Annotated in this window: 20 protein-coding genes; 18 read left to right on the top strand and 2 right to left on the bottom strand. The window is 69.3% G+C overall.

Annotated features, from left to right (window positions below; all coding sequences use genetic code 11):
* Nucleotides 1-45: 45 nt before the first annotated feature.
* Genes AC07XP_RS20325 through AC07XP_RS20310 form a run of 4 tightly spaced genes read left to right on the top strand, consistent with a single transcriptional unit; the run spans nt 46 to nt 4,100 of the window.
* On the top strand, nt 46-1,044 hold the full coding sequence (locus AC07XP_RS20325; RefSeq protein WP_070063643.1) for a S1C family serine protease: 999 nt from the start codon (nt 46-48) through the stop codon (nt 1,042-1,044).
* A 20-nt stretch (nt 1,045-1,064) separates the two neighbouring features.
* Nucleotides 1,065-2,090, top strand: coding sequence for an AAA family ATPase (locus AC07XP_RS20320; protein ID WP_095949404.1), 1,026 nt, complete (start codon nt 1,065-1,067; stop codon nt 2,088-2,090).
* Entirely contained in the window at nt 2,071-3,066 is a 996-nt protein-coding gene (locus AC07XP_RS20315) for a DUF58 domain-containing protein (protein WP_159278217.1), read from the top strand. Before AC07XP_RS20320 ends, AC07XP_RS20315 begins: the two co-directional genes overlap by 20 nt.
* Nucleotides 3,063-4,100 (top strand): VWA domain-containing protein, encoded by a 1,038-nt coding sequence (locus AC07XP_RS20310; protein WP_062478619.1) that lies wholly within the window; start codon nt 3,063-3,065, stop codon nt 4,098-4,100. The genes AC07XP_RS20315 and AC07XP_RS20310 overlap by 4 nt, the downstream gene beginning before the upstream one ends.
* Here AC07XP_RS20310 and AC07XP_RS20305 read toward each other — a convergent pair.
* Together AC07XP_RS20305 and AC07XP_RS20300 are read right to left on the bottom strand one after the other, a co-directional pair.
* The gene (locus AC07XP_RS20305; protein ID WP_495265683.1) at nt 4,084-4,719 is read right to left on the bottom strand and encodes a TetR/AcrR family transcriptional regulator; all 636 of its coding nucleotides are present in this window, start codon (nt 4,717-4,719) and stop codon (nt 4,084-4,086) included. The two genes, AC07XP_RS20310 and AC07XP_RS20305, sit on opposite strands and share 17 nt — an antisense overlap.
* Before the next feature lie 71 nt (nt 4,720-4,790).
* The gene (locus AC07XP_RS20300; protein ID WP_159278218.1) at nt 4,791-5,393 is read right to left on the bottom strand and encodes a phenylacetic acid degradation protein PaaY; all 603 of its coding nucleotides are present in this window, start codon (nt 5,391-5,393) and stop codon (nt 4,791-4,793) included.
* Nucleotides 5,394-5,705: 312 nt separating this feature from the next.
* Here AC07XP_RS20300 and AC07XP_RS20295 point away from each other — a divergent pair, with 312 nt between their 5' ends.
* From AC07XP_RS20295 to AC07XP_RS20230, 14 genes are all read left to right on the top strand, one after another.
* Nucleotides 5,706-6,509 (top strand): enoyl-CoA hydratase-related protein, encoded by an 804-nt coding sequence (locus tag AC07XP_RS20295; protein ID WP_495265682.1) that lies wholly within the window; start codon nt 5,706-5,708, stop codon nt 6,507-6,509.
* Between the two features lies 1 nt (nt 6,510).
* Complete coding sequence (gene paaI / locus AC07XP_RS20290) at nt 6,511-6,960, top strand: hydroxyphenylacetyl-CoA thioesterase PaaI (RefSeq protein WP_495265681.1); 450 nt, start codon at nt 6,511-6,513, stop codon at nt 6,958-6,960.
* Nucleotides 6,961-6,974: 14 nt separating this feature from the next.
* Complete coding sequence (gene paaK, locus AC07XP_RS20285) at nt 6,975-8,285, top strand: phenylacetate--CoA ligase PaaK (RefSeq protein ID WP_495265680.1); 1,311 nt, start codon at nt 6,975-6,977, stop codon at nt 8,283-8,285.
* Nucleotides 8,286-8,325: 40 nt separating this feature from the next.
* On the top strand, nt 8,326-9,336 hold the full coding sequence (gene paaA, locus AC07XP_RS20280) for a 1,2-phenylacetyl-CoA epoxidase subunit PaaA (protein ID WP_495265679.1): 1,011 nt from the start codon (nt 8,326-8,328) through the stop codon (nt 9,334-9,336).
* The gene (gene paaB, locus AC07XP_RS20275) at nt 9,333-9,629 is read left to right on the top strand and encodes a 1,2-phenylacetyl-CoA epoxidase subunit PaaB (RefSeq protein WP_062478634.1); all 297 of its coding nucleotides are present in this window, start codon (nt 9,333-9,335) and stop codon (nt 9,627-9,629) included. Before paaA ends, paaB begins: the two co-directional genes overlap by 4 nt.
* Nucleotides 9,630-9,643: 14 nt before the next feature.
* Nucleotides 9,644-10,423 (top strand): 1,2-phenylacetyl-CoA epoxidase subunit PaaC, encoded by a 780-nt coding sequence (gene paaC / locus AC07XP_RS20270; protein WP_095949436.1) that lies wholly within the window; start codon nt 9,644-9,646, stop codon nt 10,421-10,423.
* Nucleotides 10,417-10,947 (top strand): 1,2-phenylacetyl-CoA epoxidase subunit PaaD, encoded by a 531-nt coding sequence (gene paaD, locus AC07XP_RS20265; protein ID WP_495265678.1) that lies wholly within the window; start codon nt 10,417-10,419, stop codon nt 10,945-10,947. Before paaC ends, paaD begins: the two co-directional genes overlap by 7 nt.
* Nucleotides 10,948-10,959: 12 nt before the next feature.
* Entirely contained in the window at nt 10,960-12,045 is a 1,086-nt protein-coding gene (gene paaE / locus AC07XP_RS20260; protein ID WP_062478643.1) for a 1,2-phenylacetyl-CoA epoxidase subunit PaaE, read from the top strand.
* Nucleotides 12,046-12,098: 53 nt separating this feature from the next.
* Nucleotides 12,099-13,244 (top strand): ABC transporter substrate-binding protein, encoded by a 1,146-nt coding sequence (locus tag AC07XP_RS20255; RefSeq protein WP_070063655.1) that lies wholly within the window; start codon nt 12,099-12,101, stop codon nt 13,242-13,244.
* A gap of 131 nt (nt 13,245-13,375) precedes the next feature.
* Nucleotides 13,376-14,404, top strand: coding sequence for a branched-chain amino acid ABC transporter permease (locus AC07XP_RS20250; RefSeq protein ID WP_062478648.1), 1,029 nt, complete (start codon nt 13,376-13,378; stop codon nt 14,402-14,404).
* A complete protein-coding gene (locus AC07XP_RS20245; RefSeq protein WP_495265677.1) occupies nt 14,401-16,302 on the top strand; it encodes a branched-chain amino acid ABC transporter ATP-binding protein/permease in 1,902 nt (633 codons plus the stop codon). The genes AC07XP_RS20250 and AC07XP_RS20245 overlap by 4 nt, the downstream gene beginning before the upstream one ends.
* A complete protein-coding gene (locus tag AC07XP_RS20240; protein WP_487847872.1) occupies nt 16,299-17,030 on the top strand; it encodes an ABC transporter ATP-binding protein in 732 nt (243 codons plus the stop codon). Before AC07XP_RS20245 ends, AC07XP_RS20240 begins: the two co-directional genes overlap by 4 nt.
* A 58-nt stretch (nt 17,031-17,088) precedes the next feature.
* On the top strand, nt 17,089-19,140 hold the full coding sequence (gene paaZ / locus AC07XP_RS20235) for a phenylacetic acid degradation bifunctional protein PaaZ (protein ID WP_495265676.1): 2,052 nt from the start codon (nt 17,089-17,091) through the stop codon (nt 19,138-19,140).
* On the top strand, nt 19,140-19,898 hold the full coding sequence (locus AC07XP_RS20230; RefSeq protein ID WP_495265675.1) for an SDR family NAD(P)-dependent oxidoreductase: 759 nt from the start codon (nt 19,140-19,142) through the stop codon (nt 19,896-19,898). Before paaZ ends, AC07XP_RS20230 begins: the two co-directional genes overlap by 1 nt.
* The last annotated feature ends 2 nt before the right edge of the window (nt 19,899-19,900 follow it).

The raw sequence follows: 19,900 nt of genomic DNA, 5'->3' as shown, positions 1-19,900 counted from the left end.
CTACTGTGAACTCCTTCTCGCGTCTTATTAGCCGGAGGTGCTCCGATGCGCAGGCCCGCTTTCTACAGCCGCTCGCCCCGCACGCTGCCGCCGGCCGCAGCACCGGCGGCCGGGTCGCCGGCGGATGCCGCGGCTGTGGCCGAGGCCGACGCCGTGCAAGCCCCACCCCCTCGCGCACGCTGGCAGCCGGGCCGCCGCGCCTTCGCGCTGCTCACCGTCAGCTGCATCGCCATCGCCGCCGGCGGCGCCTTCTGGGCACCGCGCCAGGGCGCCAAGGCGCTCACGCAGAAAGACATCGACGCCGCCGTGCTGCGCACGCTGCAGACCGCCACCCTGCCCTCGCCCGCGGCCAAGGCCGCCGACATCGTGCGGCCCTCCGTCGTGCGCGTGGTCGGCTACGGCCCCGAGAAGGCCACGCCCGAGGCCAAGACCCAGAAGCGCGGTCGCAACATGGCCAAGGGCAAGCCGCCCGAGGCGCCCGCCGACGGCGGCACGCCGGGCGAGGTCGAGCGCGGCGTGGGCACGGGCGTGGTGATCGTCGACAAGGGCGTGATCCTCACCAACCTGCACGTGGTCGCCGGCGCCGAGAAGATCAAGGTCACCTTCGCCGACGGGCTCGAAGCGGTGGCCGTCATCACCGGCGTGCAGCCCGAGAACGACCTGGCCGTGCTGCAGGCGCAGAAGATCCCCGACGACCTGATCCCCGCCGTGATGCGCTCCACCGCCGACCTGCGCTCCGGCGACCAGGTGGCGGCCGTGGGCTTTCCCTTCGGCATCGGGCCCTCGGTGTCGGCCGGCGTGGTGTCGGGACTGAAGCGCTCCTTCCGTTCGCCCGAGGGCAAGCAGGAGCTGGGTAACCTGATCCAGTTCGACGCCGCCGCCAACCCCGGCAATTCGGGCGGCCCGCTCATCAACATGGACGGCGAGGTGCTGGGCATCGTCACCGCCATCCTCAACCCGACGCAGCAGCGCACCTTCATCGGCATCGGCTTCGCGGTGCCGATCGAGAACGCCGCCTCGGCGGCCGGCTCGCCGCCTTTCTGATTTCTTCGAAAGCCCTTCGCATGAGCACAGAAAACCCGACCTCGTCGACCTTTGCAACAGCCCCCGCCACCGCCGAGCTGATGGAGCAGATCCTCTACGAGGTGAAGCGCGTGGTCGTGGGGCAGGACCGCTTTCTCGAGCGCGTGATGGTCGCGATGCTCGCGGGCGGCCACCTGCTGGTCGAAGGCGTGCCGGGGCTGGCCAAGACGCTCACCATCAAGACGCTGGCCGACACCGTGCGCGGCCAGTTCAAGCGCATCCAGTTCACGCCCGACCTGGTGCCGGCCGACTTGGTGGGCACGCGCATCTACAACCAGAAGACGGGCGAGTTCAGCACCTCGCTGGGGCCGGTGTTCGCCAACCTGCTCCTGGCCGACGAAATCAACCGCGCGCCGGCCAAGGTGCAAAGCGCGCTGCTCGAAGTGATGCAGGAGCGGCAGGTCACCATCGCCGGCGAAACGCACAAGGTGCCGCGTCCCTTCCTCGTGATGGCGACGCAGAACCCCATCGAGACCGAGGGCACCTACCCGCTGCCCGAGGCGCAGGTCGACCGCTTCATGATGAAGGTGATGGTCGACTACCCGAGCGACGAGGAAGAGTTCGTGATCGTGCAGCGCGTGATCGGCCCGGTGGTCACGGCCACGCCGGTCGCCACCACCGAACAGCTGGCCGAGCTGCAGGCCGAGGCGCGGCGCGTGTACGTCGACCCTTCGCTGATCCAGTACGCCGTCAAACTCGTGTCGGCCACGCGCACGCCCGAGAAGCACGGCCTGAAGGACCTGCGCCGCTTCATCACCTTCGGCGCCAGCCCGCGCGCCAGCATCAGCCTCACCGAAGGCGCGCGCGCCCTGGCGCTGCTGCGCGGTCGCAGCTACGCGCTGCCCGAAGACATGAGCGCGCTGGTGCCCGATGTGCTGCGCCACCGCGTGACGCTCTCCTACGAAGGCCTGTCCGAAGGGCTCACGCCCGACGGGCTGATCGAGAAGATCATGAAGGCCGTTCCCGCTCCTCCCAAGCCCCTCGAACATGAAAAGCTGGTGGCGTAAGGCCCCCGAGGCCGCGAACGACGACCGGCTCGCGATCGAAGCCGGCGGGGCCGAACGCGCGCTGCGCCGGCTCGAATGGACCGTGATCCGCCGCCTCGACGGCCTGCTGCAGGGCGACTACCGCACGCTGATGCGCGGCACCGGCCTGGACCTGGCCGACCTGCGCGAGTACCAGCACCACGACGACGTGCGCCACATCGACTGGAACGTCACCGCGCGGCTGCAGACGCCGCACGTGCGCGTGTTCACCGAAGACCGCGAGATGGCCGCATGGTTCGTGCTCGACCTGAGCCGCTCGGTCGATTTCGGCTCGGGCCTGAAGGCCAAGCGCGAGATCTCGGCCGGCTTCGTCGGCGTGCTCGCGCGGCTGCTCACGCGGCACGGCAACCGCGTCGGCGCGCTGGTCTACGGCCGCGACCTCGAGGCCGTGATCCCGCCGCGCACCGGCCGCCGCCATGTGCTGCACCTGCTGCACGCGATGGAAAAGCGCGCGAACCAGGCCGAGGCCGCACCCGCGCAGAAAGGCATGACGCGCCTGGCCGACCTGCTGACCTCCGCCGCCGCGCTCATGCCGCGCCGCTCCACCGTGTTCGTCGTCTCAGACTTTCTCAGCGAGCCCGGCTGGGAGCGCCCGCTGGGCCAACTGGTGCAGCGGCACGAAGTGATTGCCGTGCGCCTGTTCGATCCGCTCGAGCTCGAGCTGCCCGACCTCGGCCTGGTGCCGCTGCGCGACGCCGAGACCGGCGAGCAGCTGTGGGTCGACACCCATGACGCGGGGTTCCGCAAACGCTTCGCGCGGCTGGCCGCCGAACGCGAGACCACCCTGCGCGAGTCGCTGGCCCGGGCCGGCGTCGACGCCCTCGAACTCTCGACCAACGACGATCTGGTCGAAGCCATCGTGCGATTCGCGGACCTGCGCAAGCGCCGGGTCCGCGGCGTCGCAGCGGGTGGCGGGAAGGCGGTGGTGGCGGCATGACATTCCTCTGGCCTCAATTCCTCTGGCTGCTGGCGGCCTTGCCGCTGCTGGTGCTGCTGTATGTCTGGCTGATCCGCCGCAAGAAGAAGATGGCGGTGCGCTACGCCAGCCTGTCGATCGTGCGCGAGGCCATGGGCCCGGGCCAGAGCCTGCGGCGCCACATTCCGCCGCTGCTGTTCCTGGTGGCCATCACCGCGATGCTCGTGGCGGCGGCGCGGCCGATGGCCGTGGTGGTGCTGCCGTCGAACCAGCAGACCATCATCCTGGCGATGGACGTGTCGGGCAGCATGCGCGCGGCCGACGTGCAGCCCAACCGGCTGGTGGCGGCGCAGGAGGCGGCCAAGAGCTTCATCAAGGACCTGCCGCGCCACGTGAAGGTGGGCATCGTCGCCTTCGCGGGCAGCGCGCAGGTGGCGCAGCTGCCCACCACCAACCACGACGACCTCGTGACGGCCATCGACAGCTTCCAGCTGCAGCGCGCCACGGCCACGGGCAACGCCATCGTGGTGTCGCTGGCCACGCTGTTTCCCGACGCGGGCATCGACATCTCGCAGTTCAGCGCGCCCAGCCGCCAGCGCGGCATCCCGATCGACCAGAACGAGAAGCAGCTCAAGGAATTCACGCCCGTGGCGCCCGGCTCGTTCACCTCGGCCGCGATCATCATGCTGACCGACGGCCAGCGCACCACCGGCGTCGACCCGCTGGACGCCGCCAAGGCCGCGGCCGACCGCGGCGTGCGCATCTACACGGTGGGCGTGGGCACGGTCGACGGCGAGACCATCGGCTTCGAAGGCTGGTCGATGCGCGTGCGGCTGGACGAAGAAACCCTCAAGGCCATCGCCAACAAGACCAGCGCCGAATATTTCTACGCCGGCACCGCGAGCGACCTGAAGAAGGTCTACGAGACGCTGAGTTCCAAGCTCACCGTGGAGAAGAAGGAAACCGAGATCTCGGCGCTGTTCGCGCTGGGCGCTGCGGTGCTCACGCTGCTGTCGGCGGGGCTGTCGCTGCTCTGGTTCAACCGGATTCTTTAGCGCTCGCCGAGGGTGCAGCAGGCGGCAGCTTCACCGCCCCCACCCCGCCCAGGAACAGGTCGGCCACGATCGGCGCAATGGCCGCGTGGTCGAGCCGGCCGCCGGGCTTCATCCAGGTGAACATCCAGTTGATCATGCCGAACAGCAGCATGGTCAGCGGCTTGGCGAGCTCGTCGCTCGGTGCGCCGGGGCGCAGCGCCGACACGGCGCGCGCAAAGCCGGCGACCACGGCGCGCTCCTGGTCGAGCACGCGCTCGCGGTCCTCGTCCTCGAGAAAGCGCACGTCGTCGGTCAGCACGCGGTGCGCGTCCTGCGCGCCGGCGTACTCCTCGACGATGCGGTAGATGAAGCGGCGCAGGCGCTCCTCGTCGGTAGAGGGCTGGGCCTCTTCCTCGGCCACCAGCGCCGCCAGCTTCGAGACGTGCGTCTCGGCGATGCTGATGAGCAGGCTGCTCTTGTCCTTGTAGTAGTGGTAGAGCGTGGCCTTCGAGAGGTTGCAGGCCTCGGCGACCTGGTTCATCGAGGTCGCGGGGTAGCCGCGGCGGGCGAACAACTGGGCGGCCTGCGCGAGGATCAGTTCGCGCTGGTCGTCGTAGGTGGCGGATCTTCCACGCGGCATCGGGTCTTCTTCCTGGGTTGTCTGTCGGTTGCTGGGTTGCAGCAGTCGCGATCTTGCATGAAGCCGCAGGGCTATCCGCGGCGGGTGGCGATCAGGGATTTCACGTCGGTGGCAGGCAGGCGCGGCCTGTCTTTTTCCACCTCGGCGAGCGGCGCCACCTCGTGCAGGCTGGCCAGACTGCGCACCGTCAGCGCCTGGTAGGTCTGCGTGCCTTCGAGCTTCCAGGCGATCTCTTCGTCGCTGAGCTCGCGCCGCACCTTGGCCGGGATGCCCGCCGCGAGCGAGCGCGCGGGCACCTTCATGCCGGCGGGCACGAAGGCGCAGGCCGCGACGATGGCTTTCTCGCCCACCTCGGCCTCGTCCATCACCACCGCGTTCATGCCCACCAGCGCGTCGCGCCGCACGATGCAGCTGTGCAGGATCGCGCCGTGGCCGATGTGGCCGTTGACCTCCACCACCGTGTCGTTGTCGGGAAAGCCGTGGATGCAGCAGTGGTCCTGCACGTTGGAGCCTTCCTGCAAGACGATGCGGCCGAAGTCGCCGCGCAGGCTGGCGCAGGGGCCGACGTAGCAGTGCGGGCCGACGATCACGTCGCCGATCAGCACGGCCGTGGGATGCACGTAGGCGCTCGGGTCGACCACCGGGATCACACCGTCGATGGAATAGCTGGGCATTCGGTCTCCTTGTTTTTTCGCGGGTTGGGGAAGGTGTGAACAAACCCGGCATGCCCGCTCATCCCACCCAGGCGCGCCCCCTCTGCGTTGCAAATGCTCGCCATAGCCCGAGCTATGGCTGCGCTTTGCGCCTTGAGGGGACGTGCCTGGACGGGCTGCTCGGTCACGCCGGATTCATTCACACCTTCCTAGGGTTTGCCCTGAATGCACCCCGCTTGTGCCGGAATCGAGGTCGATCCTAAAATCAACCGAACGGTCGGTCAATAGTGTTTACGCACCGAACCGTCCCCACAAAGGATGAAAGAGACACGCATGACTGAGCCTTTGGTACTCATCAGCAACGCCGGCGCCGTCCGCACGCTGAGCCTGAACCGCCCTGCGGCACTCAACAGCTTCACGACCGGGTTGCATGCCGAACTGCTGGCCGCGCTCGAAGCCGCTGCCGCCGACAGCAGCGTGCGCTGCGTGGTGCTCACCGGTGCCGGCCGCGCCTTCTGCGCGGGGCAGGACCTGGCCGACCCGTCGGTCGCGCCCGACCCCACGCCGGGCGCCGCGCCAAAGGACCTGGGCCACGTCATCTCCACCTACTACGGCCCGCTGGTCGCGCGCCTGCGCTCGATGCCGGTGCCGGTGGTTGCCGCCGTCAACGGCGTGGCGGCCGGCGCGGGCGCCAACCTCGCGCTGTGCTGCGACCTCGTGGTGGCGGGCCGCTCGGCCAGCTTCATCCAGGCCTTCACCAAGATCGGCCTCGTGCCCGACACCGGCGGCACCTGGCTGCTGCCGCGCCTCGTGGGCCCGGCGCGCGCGCTGGGCATCGCGATGCTGGGCGACAAGCTCCCGGCCGAAGAAGCCGCCCGCATCGGCCTCATCTGGCAGTGCGTGGACGACGCGGCCCTGGCCGACACCGCCGCCGCGCTGGCGGCGCGCCTGGCCGGCATGCCCACGCGCGCGCTGGTCGCCACCCGCGAAGCGATGGCCGCCGCGCAAAACCTCGACCTGGGCGCGGCACTTGCCGAAGAAGCGCGCATCCAACGCGAGATGGGCAACGCCGACGACTACCGCGAAGGTGTCGAGGCTTTCCGCGCCAAGCGCGCCCCGGTGTTCAAGGACCGCTGAGATGACCGACGCTTCCTCCCGCACCCCGCAACAGACCGCCGAGTACGTGCGCGACGGCATGTTCGCGAACGACAACGCCAGCAAGGGCCTGGGCATGCGCATCGTGGAGGTCGGCCCCGGCCAGGCCACGCTCGAGATGCGTGTGCGCCCCGACATGCTCAACGGCCACGCCATCTGCCACGGCGGCTTCATGGCCACGCTGGCCGACTCCACCTTCGCCTTCGCCTGCAACTCGTACAACGAGCTGACCGTGGCCTCGGGCTTCGCCATCGACTTCCTCGCGCCGGCGCGCGAGGGCGACGTGCTCACCGCACGCTGCTTCGAAGTCTCCAAGGCCGGGCGCACCGGCGTGTACGACACCGAAATCACCAACCAGCGCGGCGAGCGCATCGCGATGTTCCGCGGACGCTCGTACACCGCCAAGGGCCGGCCGGCCGTCCCGGCCGCTTGAGGAGACACAACACCATGACCGTGAAACGCCCCGCCCCCGGCGACCTCGAGCCGATCGAAACCGCCAGCCGCGACGAGATCGCCGCCCTGCAGCTCACGCGCCTGCGCGCCACACTGCGCAACGCCTACGACCACGTGCCGCACTACCGCCAGGCCTTCGATGCCAAGGGCGTGCACCCCGACGACCTGAAGTCGCTGGCCGACCTGTCGAAATTCCCGTTCACGGTGAAGACCGACCTGCGCGACAACTACCCCTTCGGCATGTTCGCCGTGCCGCGCACGCAGGTGGCGCGCATCCACGCGTCGTCGGGCACCACCGGCAAGCCGACCGTGGTGGGCTACACGAAGAACGACATCGACACCTGGGCCGACCTCGTTGCGCGCTCGATCCGCGCGGCGGGCGGACGGCCCGGCGACATGATCCACGTGGCCTACGGCTACGGCCTCTTCACCGGCGGCCTGGGCGCGCACTACGGCGCCGAGCGCGCCGGCTGCACCGTCATCCCGATGTCGGGCGGCCAGACCGAGAAACAGGTCCAGCTCATCCAGGACTTCAAGCCCGACATCATCATGGTCACGCCCAGCTACATGCAGGTGATCATCGAGCAGTTCGAGCGCCAGGGCCTCGACGCCAAAGACAGCTCGCTCAAGGTCGGCATCTTCGGCGCCGAGCCGTGGACCGAGGCCATGCGCCGCGACATCGAGACGCGCGCCGGCATCGACGCCGTCGACATCTACGGCCTGAGTGAAGTGATGGGCCCGGGCGTGGCCAGCGAATGCGTCGAGAGCAAGGATGGCCCGGTGATCTGGGAAGACCACTTCTACCCCGAGATCATCGACCCCGAAACGGGCGAGCTGAAGGCCGACGGCGAAGAAGGCGAACTGGTCTTCACCTCGCTGAGCAAGGAGGCCATGCCGATCGTGCGCTACCGCACGCGCGACCTCACGCGCCTGTTGCCGCCCACCTCGCGCGCGTTCCGCCGCATGGGCAAGATCGTCGGGCGCAGCGACGACATGATGATCATCCGCGGCGTCAACGTCTTCCCCACCCAGGTGGAAGAGATCGTGCTCGCGCACAGCGCCCTCACCGGCCTGTACCAGGTGCGCGTGAGCCGCGAAGGCCTGCTCGACCAGGTCGAGGTGCACTGCGAACTCACGCCGCACGAAGCCGCCGCGGCCGACCGCAACGCGATTTCCGAGTGGGTGCAGCACCGCGTGAAGACGCTCATCGGCATCTCCACCCGCGTGGTCGTGCACGGCCCCGACGAAATGGAACGCACGCAGACCGGCAAGGCCCGGCGCGTCGTCGACACGCGCCCGCGCTGAGCGCCCGCGCCCCCACACACCGCACCGAAAGGACACGCACATGTACACCCAGGCCATGGACACGATGGGCAAGGACGCAGGCGACGGCAAGCAGAAGGCCGTGCGCTCCGCCGACGAGTTGCGTCTCGAGGAACGCTTCGACGCGCGCATCGACGCGGGCGACTTCATCGAGGCGAAAGACTGGATGCCCGAGCACTACCGCAAGACGCTGGTGCGCCAGATCAGCCAGCACGCGCATTCGGAAATCGTCGGCATGCTGCCCGAGGGCAACTGGATCAGCCGCGCGCCCACGCTCAAGCGCAAGGCCATCCTGCTGGCCAAGGTGCAGGACGAAGGCGGCCACGGCCTGTACCTGTACGCCGCCGCCGAAACGCTGGGCACCTCGCGCGACCAGATGTTCGACGCGTTGCACACGGGCAAGGCCAAGTACAGCTCGATCTTCAACTACCCCACGCTCAGCTGGGCCGACATGGGCACCATCGGCTGGCTGGTCGACGGCGCGGCCATCATGAACCAGGTGCCGATCTGCCGCTGCTCGTACGCGCCGTATGCGCGCGCGATGATCCGCATCTGCCGCGAAGAGAGCTTTCACCAGCGCCAGGGCTACGAAGCACTGCTGACGATGATGAAGCAGGGCACCGACGCGCAGAAGGCGATGGTGCAAGACGCGGTCAACCGCTGGTGGTGGCCCTCGATCATGATGTTCGGCCCGCCCGACGACCAGTCGCCCAACTCGGCGCAGTCGATGCGCTGGGGCATCAAGCGCTTCAGCAACGACGAGCTGCGCCAGAAGTTCATCGACGCCACCGTCGAGCAGGCCGCGATCCTCGGCGTGACGCTGCCCGACCCCGACCTGAAGTGGAACGAAGAACGCCAGGCGCACGACTTCGGCGTCATCGACTGGAGCGAGTTCTGGCGCGTGATCGCCGGCGACGGCCCCTGCAATCGCGAACGCCTGCAGGCCCGGGTCGATGCCTGGGACGACGGCGCCTGGGTGCGCGAAGCCGCGATGGCCCACGCCAACAAACAACCGATGAAGGAAGCAGCATGAGCACCGAAGTGAAGCAAGAGTGGCCCCTGTGGGAAGTGTTCGTGCGCAGCAAGGCCGGCCTGGACCACAAGCACTGCGGCAGCCTGCACGCGGCCGACCCGAAGATGGCGATCCAGATGGCGCGCGACGTCTACACGCGCCGCCAGGAAGGCAGCAGCATCTGGGTGGTGCGCTCCGACCAGATCGTGGCCAGCGACCCTGGCGACAAGGACATGTTCTTCGACCCGGCCGAAGACAAGGTGTACCGCCACCCCACCTTCTACGCGCTGCCCAAGTCCGTGGACCACATGTGAGCGAGCGGCACGCCATGCAAGCCTCGATCGAACTGAACCGCACGCCCGCCGTGCACTACCTGCTGCGCATCGGCGACACCTGCCTGGTGCTCGCGCAGCGCCTGGGCGAATGGTGCGGCCACGCACCGGTGCTCGAAGAAGACATCGCGATGGCCAACATCGCGCTCGACCTCGTCGGCCAGGCCCGCGCGGTGCTCACGCACGCCGGCCAGCTCGAAGGCGCCGGCCGCGCGCACGACGAAGACCAGCTCGCCTACCTGCGCGACGAGCGCGACTACTTCAACCTCACGCTGGTCGAGCTGCCGCGCGGCGACTTCGCCTTTGCCGTGCTGCGCAACACCATGGTCGCCACGCTGCTCAAGCTGCTGTGGCAACGCCTGGCCGCATCAAGCGACGCCGAGGTGGCCGCCATCGCCGGCAAGGCGCTGAAGGAAGCGCGCTACCACCAGCAGCACTCGGCCGACTGGGTCGTGCGCCTGGGCGACGGCACCGACGAATCGCGCCGCCGCACCGAGAAGGCGCTCAAGCAGCTGTGGCTCTACGTGCCCGAGCTGTTCGACAGCGACGACGTCGATGCACAAGCCAGCGCCAGCGGCCTCGGCCCGGCCTGGAGCGAACTGCGCGAACCGTGGCTGGCCGAGATGCAGCAGGTGCTCGACGCCGCCGGTCTCGCCATGCCGAAGGAAGCCGCGTTCCGCAGCACCGGCAAGCACGGCGTGCACAGCGAGCACATGGGCTACATCCTGGCCGAGATGCAGCACCTGCAGCGCAGCTTCCCCGGAGGCGTGTGGTGACGAACGCACTGGCGTCGCGCATTGATGCGGCGTGGGCCGTGCTGCACACCGTGCCCGACCCCGAGGTGCCGGCCGTGTCGGTCTGCGACCTGGGCATCGTGCGCGAGGTGATCGAGCACGACGACGGCCTGGAGATCGTGCTCACGCCGACCTACTCCGGCTGCCCCGCCACCGAAGCCATCGAGCACGACGTGCTGGCCGCCATCGAGAACGCAGGCCTGGGCCGTGCGCGCGCCACGCTGCGCCGCGCACCCGCCTGGACCAGCGACTGGATCAGCGACGCAGGCCGCGACAAGCTCAAGGCCTACGGCATCGCGCCGCCCGCGCACCTCACGCCCGAGCAGGCCTCCAACACCGCCGTGCCGATCAAGCTGTTCGGCCGCATGGCCGGCGAGCGCATCGCCTGCCCGCGCTGCGCCAGCGAGCGCACCGAGCGGCTGTCGGCCTTCGGCTCCACCGCCTGCAAGGCGCTCTATCGCTGCATGGCCTGCCGCGAACCTTTCGAACATTTCAAGCCTATCTGAGGCACGCCCACGATGAGCACCCTCTTCCACCCCCTGCGCGTGAAGGCCATCGAGCCCGACACGCACGAGGCCGTCATCGTCTCGTTCGAGGTGCCGCCCGCGCTGCGCGAAGTCTTCGGCTTCACGCAGGGCCAGTACCTCACGCTGCGCCATGACATCGACGGCCAGGACCTGCGCCGTTCCTATTCGATCTGCGCCGGCCTCGACGACGGCGAGCTGCGCGTCGGCGTGCGCAAGGTGCGCGGCGGCGTGTTCTCCAACTGGATCAACGCGCACCTGCAACCCGGCGACAGCCTGCAGGTGATGGCGCCGCAAGGCCGCTTCTTCGTGCCCATCGAGCCCGAGGCCGCGCGCCACCACGTCGGCATCGCCGGCGGCAGTGGCATCACGCCGATCCTGTCGATCATGAAGACCGTGCTGGCGCGCGAGCCCAAGAGCCGCTTCACGCTGATCTACGGCAACCGCCAGCTGCAGTCCACGATGTTCAAGGAAGAGATCGAGGACCTGAAGAACCGCTACATGACGCGCCTCGTGCTGCAGCACGTTTTCTCCGACGAGCACACCGATTCGCCGCTGGGCTTCGGCGTGATGAACCGCGAGAAGATCGGCGAGTTCCTGGCCTCGGTGGTGCCCGCCGCGCAGATCGACCACGTGTACGTGTGCGGCCCGTTCCAGATGAACGACGAGGCCGAGGCCGCGCTGCTCGCCGCGGGCGTGCCCGAGGACCGCATCCACATCGAGCGCTTCGGCGTCGCGCTGCCTTCGGCCAGCCAGGTCGGCGCGGTGGTGCACGAGGCGCAGCCGGGCGACGCCAAGCAGGCGCGCGTGACCATCGTGCGCGACGGCCTGCAGCGCGAGATCACCTACACCGAGGGCCAGCCCAGCATCCTCGATGCGGCCTCGGCGGCCGGGCTCGAGGTGCCGTTCTCGTGCACCTCGGGCGTGTGCGGCACCTGCCGCGCGAAGTGCGTGGACGGGGAAGTCCGCATGGAAAGAAACTTCGCGCTCGACAAGAATGAGGTGGCCGCGGGATTTGTGCTGACCTGCCAGGCCCACCCCCTGACCGAACGCGTCACGCTGTCCTTCGACGAGCGTTGAACGCACGGCTTTTTCCTCGGCCTTTCCCCTTTCAACCCGGAGACAAACCAACCATGAAATTCTTCAAGCCCCTGCTGATCGCCGCCCTGTGCGCCACGGCCCTCTCGGCCTGGGCCGACGTCAACGTCGGCGTGACCATCTCGGCCACCGGGCCGGCGGCGTCGCTCGGCATCCCCGAGAAGAACACCATCGCGCTGATGCCCAAGACGATCGGCGGGCAGAAGATCAACTACATCGTGCTGGACGATGCCTCCGACACCACGGCCGCCGTGAACAACACGCGCAAGCTGATCGCCGAGAACAAGGTCGACGTGATCCTGGGCTCGACCACCACGCCGGCCTCGCTCGCGATGATCGACGTGGCCAGCGAAGCGCAGACGCCGATGATCTCGGTGGCCGCCTCGGCCCGCATCATCGAGCCGATGGACGCCAAGAAGAAGTGGGTCTTCAAGACGCCGCAGAACGACATCATGATGTCGCTGGCCATCGCCGAGCACATGGCCGCCAACGGCGTGAAGACGGTCGGCTTCATCGGTTTCTCCGACGCGTACGGCGAAGGCTGGTCGCAGGAATTCGCGAAAGCCGCCGACCTGAAGAAGATCAAGATCGTCGCCAACGAACGCTATGCGCGTTCCGACACCTCGGTCACCGGCCAGGCGCTGAAGCTCATGTCGGCCAAGCCCGACGCGGTGCTGGTCGCCGGCTCCGGCACGCCGGCCGCGCTGCCGCAGAAGACGCTCAAGGAGCGCGGCTACACCGGCAAGATGTACCAGACGCACGGCGTGGCCAACGCCGACTTCCTGCGCGTGGGCGGCAAGGACGTCGACGGCACCTTCCTGCCGGCCGGCCCGGTGCTCGTGGCCGACCAGCTGCCCGCCAGCAACCCGGTGAAGAAGTCTGCGCTCGCCTACGTCGCCGCCTATGAAGCCGCCTACGGCAAGGGCACGGTCTCGACCTTCGGCGCGCACGCCTGGGACGCGGGCCTCTTGATGAGCTCGGCCGTGCCGGTCGCGCTGAAGAAGGCCCAGCCGGGCACGCCCGAGTTCCGCGCCGCGCTGCGCGATGCGCTCGAGCAGACCAAGGACGTGTCGGGCGCGCATGGCGTGTTCAACATGACCGCGGCCGACCACCTGGGCCTGGACCAGCGCGCGCGCGTGATGGTCAAGATCGAAAACGGCGCCTGGAAATTCCAACCCTGAGCTCGCCCCCAGGCTCCGCGCACTTCGTGTCGCTTCTCCTACCCCCTACCGGGGGCAACACCAGAGGCCCGGCAAAGCCGGTTCCTCGGTGTTCCTGATCTGAATCACGGGCGACGCCCGAAGGTTGTTTTATGGACTTGCAGATTGCCCTGTTGCTGGGGCAGGACGGCATCGTGAACGGCGCGGTCTACGGACTGATGGCGCTCGCGCTGGTGCTGGTGTTTTCGGTCACGCGCGTGATCTTCATTCCGCAGGGCGAGTTCGTCGCCTTCGGCGCGCTCTCGATGGCGGCGCTGCAGGGCGGGCGCACGCCGGCCACGCTGTGGCTGCTGGTGGCGTTGGGCGTCATGGCGCTGGCCGTGGAGGTGTGGCGCTGGAAGCGCGGCGCGACCATCGACTGGCGCTCGGCCTTCACCTGGTGCGTCGCCTTCCCGGCGATCGCCGCGGTGCTGGTGCTGGGCCTCAAGCCCACGTCGATGACGATGCAGGCGGTGACCACGCTGGTGCTGATCGCGCCGCTGGGCCCGTTGCTCTATCGCCTGGCCTATCGCCCGCTGGCCGATGCCACGGTGCTGATGCTGCTGATCGTCTCGGTCGCGCTGCACGGCGTGCTGGTCGGCCTGGGCCTGTTCTTCTTCGGTGCCGAAGGTTCGCGCACCACGCCGTTCTCGGACGTGCGCTTCGACATCGGCGGCATCCCCGTGAGCGGGCAGTCGCTCGTGGTGGTGGGCGTCACGCTGCTGCTGGTGATCGCGATGTTCTGGTTCTTCGGACGCTCCATGGTCGGCAAGGCGCTGCGCGCCACCGCCATCAACCGCGTGGGCGCGCGGCTCTCGGGCATTCCCACCGAGCTGTCGGGCGACCTGAGCTTTGCGCTCGCGGCGCTCATCGGCGCGGTGTCGGGCCTGCTGATCGCACCGATCACCACGGTCTACTACGACACCGGTTTTCTCATCGGCCTGAAGGGCTTCGTGGCCGCCATCGTGGGCGGGCTCGCGAGCTACCCGCTGGCGCTCGCGGGCGCGCTGTTGGTCGGCCTGCTGGAGGCCTTCTCTTCGTTCTGGGCCAGCGCCTACAAGGAAGTGCTGGTGTTCACTTTGATCATTCCGGTGCTGTGGTGGCGTTCGCTGCGCAGCCACCATGTGGAGGACGAGGAATGAGCGCGCCGTCCACTTCATCTTCGCCCGCCACCGCCGCACACGCGGGCCGTCCGCTGGTCACGCCGCGCACCCTCACGTTGGCGTGCATCGTGGCGCTCGCGCTGGCCTGGGGCTGGCTGCCCGACTTCACGGTCGCGGTGCTCAGCAACATCGGCCTGTACGCGCTGGTGGCCGCCGGGCTGGTCATGCTGACCGGCGTGGGCGGCATGACCTCCTTCGGCCAGGCTGCGTTCGTCGGCATGGGCGCCTATGCCACCGCGTGGATCTGCACCTCGCCCACGGCCGCGGGCTGGCTCGGCGGCATCGCCGGTTCGGCGCTGGTGCCGTGGCTCGGCCTGCTGCTCGGGCTGGTGCTGACCTTCGCGCTGGCCTGGGCGCTCGGCGCGGTCACGCTCAAGCTGTCGGGCCACTACCTGCCGCTGTGCACCATCGCCTGGGGCCTGAGCCTGTACTTCCTGCTCGGCAACATGGAGTTCCTGGGCGGCCAGACCGGCATCACGGGCGTGCCGCCGCTGGTGGTCGCAGGCATCTCGCTGGCCTCGCCGCGCGCACTCGGCGTGGTGATCTGGGCCGTGCTGCTGCTGGCACTGTGGGCGCTGCACAACCTGCTCGACTCGCGCGAAGGCCGCGCCATCCGCGCGCTCAAGGGCGGCCGGCTCATGGCCGAGTCGATGGGCGTGGACACGGCGCGCCACCGCATCAAGCTGTTCGTGCTGGCCGCGCTGCTGGCGGCGGTGTCGGGCTGGCTCTACGCGCACATGCAGCGCTTCGTGAACCCGACGCCCTTCAACCTGAACATCGGCATCGAGATGCTGTTCATGGCAGTGGTCGGCGGCGCGGGCCACCTGTGGGGCGCGGTGCTCGGCGCCACGCTGATCACGCTGCTGAAGGAGAAGCTGCAGGACATCCTGCCCGCGCTGCTGGGCACCAGTGGCAACTTCGAGGTGGTGGTGTTCGGCCTGCTGATGCTGTTCGTGCTGCAGCGTTTTGCCGACGGCCTGTGGCCCACGCTGGCGCGGCTCGTGAGCCGCTGGGTGCGGCCGGTGGCCAAGGTGCCCGCAGCCAACGCAGCCGCACCGGCGGCGCAGCTCGCACAGCGCGTGCTGCCGGCGGCGGGCACGCTGCTCTTGCAGGCCGACGCGGTCAGCAAGCGCTTCGGTGGCCTCATCGCCAACAACGACATCTCGATGACGCTGAAGGCCGGCGAGATCCACGCGCTGATCGGCCCGAACGGCGCGGGCAAGAGCACCTTCTTCAACATGATCTCGGGCGTGGACGACCCCAGCTCGGGTGAAGTGCGACTCGAAGGCGATGCCATGTCGGGCCGCCCCTCGCGCGCCTTCGCGGCACGCGGCCTGGGCCGCACCTTCCAGCACGTGCGCCTGCTGGGCCAGCGCAGCGTGGTCGAGAACGTGGCGCTCGGCGCGCACCTGCGCGCCAAGCGCGGCTGGCTCGCGGCCATGCTGCGGCTGGACCGCGCCGAAGAGGCCGCACTGATGGCCGAAGCCCGCAAGCAGATCGAGCGCTGCGGCCTCGGCGCGCACGCCGACACGCCGGCCGCGTCGCTGTCGCTGGGGCAGCAGCGCGTGGTCGAGATCGCCCGCGCGCTCGCCGGCCAGCCCTCGGTGCTGCTGCTGGACGAACCCGCCGCCGGCCTGCGTCACCTGGAAAAGCGCGCGCTCTCCGAGCTGCTGGGCCAGCTGCGTGCCGAAGGCCTGGGCATCCTCGTGGTGGAGCACGACATGGAGTTCGTGATGAACCTCGCCGACCGCATCACCGTGCTCGAGTTCGGCACCGTGATCGCCACCGGCACACCGGCCGAAGTGCAGGCCAACCCGCGCGTGCTCGAGGCCTACCTGGGCGGCGCCGACGACGAACTGCTGGAAGACGCCCGATGAGCCACCCGATCCTTCAACTGGAAGACTTTTGCGTCGCCTACCGCACCGTCGAGGCGGTGCACAGCGTGCGCCTGCACGTGAACGAAGGCGAGATCGTCACCGTGATCGGCCCCAACGGCGCCGGCAAGACCACGCTGCTGTGCGCGGCCATGGGCCTGCTGCCCTCGACCGGCAAGCTGTCGCTCGATGGCGAGCGCATCGCGCGCCCCGGCGTCGAGACCATGGTGGCGCGCGGCGTGGCGCTGGTGCCCGAGCGGCGCGAGCTGTTCGGCGAGATGTCGGTCGAAGACAACCTGCTGCTCGGCGGCTTCTACCAGTGGCGCAAGGGCCAGCGCGACCAGCGCGCGCGCATGGACGAGATCTTCGAGATCTTTCCGCGCCTGAAGGAACGCCGTCCGCAGATGGCCTCCACGCTCTCCGGCGGCGAACGCCAGATGCTGGCCATCGGCCGCGCGCTCATGGCGCGCCCGCGCCTGCTGATGCTCGACGAACCCTCGCTGGGCCTGGCCCCGCTGGTGGTGCGCGAGGTGCTGCGCGTGGTGTCGCAGCTGCGCAAGCACGGCGTGTCGGTGCTGCTGGTGGAACAGAACGCCCGCGCCGCGCTGCAGGTGGCCGACCGCGCCTATGTGCTCGAAATGGGCGCCGTGGCGCTCGAAGGCAACGCCGGCGATCTGCTGCACGACCAGCGAATCATCGATACCTACCTGGGCATCGGCAACAAGAAATGACCCCCGCGCAGCGCGCGCTCCGCGCCGCTGCGTCTTCCCTCTTCAAAGGACACGCGCCATGACCACCCTTCAAAGCTACATCGCCGGCCGCTGGATCGGCCAGCAAGCCGCGCAATCGCTGCGCAGCGCCGTCAACGGCCAGGCCGTGGCGAGCACGCACGCCGAGGCCATCGACTTCGCCGAGGCGCTGGCGCATGCGCGCCGCGTCGGCATTCCCGCGCTCATGAAGCTCGACTTCCAGCAGCGCGCCGAACGCCTGAAGGCGCTGGCCAAGTACCTGGCCGCGAACAAGGAAGCGCTGTATGCCGTGTCGGCCCACACCGGTGCCACGCGCGCCGACGGCTGGATCGACATCGAAGGCGGCGCCGGCACGCTCAGCGCCTACGCCAGCATCGGCACCAACGAGCTGCCCTCGGGCAACCTCGTGCACGAAGGCCCGGCCTTCCCGCTGGGCAAGAAGGGCGGCTTCGCGGGCACGCACATCCTGGTGCCGCGCGGCGGCGTGGCGGTGCACATCAACGCCTTCAACTTCCCGGTGTGGGGCCTGCTCGAGAAGTTCGCGCCCAGCTTCCTGGCGGGCATGCCCTGCATCGGCAAGCCGGCCACGGCCACCAGCTACCTCACCGAAGCACTGATGAAGCTCATCGTGCAGTCGGGCATCCTGCCCGAGGGCAGCCTGCAGTTGGTGATCGGCAGCACTGGCGACCTGCTCGACCGCCTCGAAGGCCCCGACGTGGTCACCTTCACCGGCTCGGCCGACACGGCCGCGAAGCTGCGCGTGAACGCGAACCTGGTGCGCCAATCGATCCCGTTCAACGCCGAGGCCGACTCGCTGAACTGCGCGATCCTCGCGCCCGACGTGACGCCCGACGACGAGGAGTTCGACCTCTTCGTGAAGGAAGTGGCGCGCGAGATGACCATCAAGGCCGGCCAGAAGTGCACCGCCATCCGCCGCGCGATCGTGCCGCGCCAGCACCTCGATGCCGTGGCCGAGAAGCTGCGCGCGCGCCTGGCCAAGACCGTCATCGGCGATCCGTCGCGCGAAGACGTGCGCATGGGCGCCCTCGCCTCGCGCGACCAGCAGGCCGACGTGGCCGAGCGCGTCGCCACGCTGCTGCAGGGCGCGGAGCTGGTGTACGGCGAACGCGACGGCTTCGCGCCCGTGGGCGACGGCGTGGGCGAAGGCGCGTTCTTCGCGCCCACGCTGCTCCTGAGCCGCAAGCCGCTCGAACACGATGCGGCGCACGACGTCGAGGCCTTCGGCCCCGTCAGCACGCTCATGCCCTACGACGGCATCGACGAAGCGCTGGCGCTGGCCGCGCGCGGCAAGGGCAGCCTCGTGGGCACGCTGGTCACGCGCGACCCGGCCATCGCCGCCAAGGCCATCCCGGTCGCTGCCGCCTGGCACGGCCGCCTGCTGGTGCTGGACCGCGAAGCCGCCGCCGAATCGACCGGCCACGGCTCGCCGCTGCCGGTGCTCAAGCACGGCGGCCCGGGCCGCGCGGGCGGCGGCGAAGAACTCGGCGGCCTGCGCGCCGTGAAGCACTACCTGCAGCGCGCCGCGCTGCAGGGCTCGCCCACCATGCTCGCGGCCGTCACCGGCGAGCACGTGCGCGGCGCCGCGCTGCGCGAGAGCGAGGTGCACCCCTTCCGCCGCTACTTCGAGGAACTGCGCATCGGTGACTCGCTGCTCACGCACCGCCGCACCGTGGGCGAGGCCGACATCGTCGCCTTCGGCGGCATCTCGGGCGACTACTTCTACATGCACTTCGACGAAGAGGCGGCCAAGGCCTCGCCCTTCGGCAAGCGCATCGCGCACGGCTACTTCGTGCTGTCGGCGGCCGCGGGCCTGTTCGTGTCGCCCTCGCCCGGCCCGGTGCTGGCCAACTACGGCCTGGACACGCTGCGCTTCGTCAAGCCCGTGGGCATCGGCGACACCATCCAGGCGCGCCTGACCTGCAAGCGCAAGATCGACCGCAACAAGAAGGACGCGAGCGGCCAGGGCCAGGGCGTGGTGGCCTGGGACGTGGAGGTGACCAACCAGCTCGGCGAGCTGGTCGCGAGCTACGATATCCTGACGCTCGTCTCCAAGAAACCAGAAACCACCTGATGTTCGATCTCACAGGCAAAGTCGCACTCGTCACCGGCGGCAACGGCGGCATCGGTCTCGGCATGGCACAGGGCCTCGCCAAGGCCGGCGCCCGCGTCATCATCGCGGCGCGCAATGCGCAGAAGTCGGCCGCCGCGGTCGAATCGCTGAAGGCACTGGGCAGCGACAGCTTCGCGCTCGCGCTCGACGTGACCGACGAAGCCTCGGTGCAGAAGGCCTTCGATGAGGTCGTAGCGCGCTGCGCCCGGCTCGACATCCTCATCAACAACGCCGGCACCACGGTGCGCAAGCCGGTCGACCAGCTCGCGCTGGCCGAGTGGCACCAGGTGATGGACACCAACCTCACCAGCGCCTTCCTGTGCAGCCGCGCCGCGCACCCGCACCTCAAGGCTGCGGGCGGCGGCAAGATCATCAACATCGGCTCGATGATGTCGATCTTCGGCGCGCCCTACGCCCCAGCCTACGCCGCGAGCAAGGCCGGCATCGTGCAGCTCACCAAGTCGACCGCGCTCTCGTGGGCGGTCGACCAGATCCAGGTCAACGCCATCCTGCCGGGCTGGTTCGAGACCGAGCTGACCGACGGTGCGCGCACCCAGATCCCGGGCCTGTACGAGCGCGTGAAGACGCGTGCCGCCGCCGGCCGCTGGGGCCAGCCTTCGGACATCGCAGGCACCGCCGTGTTCCTGGCCAGCGCCGCCTCCGACTACGTGACCGGCACCGCCATCCCGGTCGACGGCGGGTTTTCGATCTCCGGCTGAGT

The organism is Variovorax sp. GW531-E2 (genome assembly GCF_059423125.1).
The sequence above is the reverse complement of the archived record's forward strand: the minus strand, read 5'-3'. Positions and strand labels throughout refer to the sequence as shown.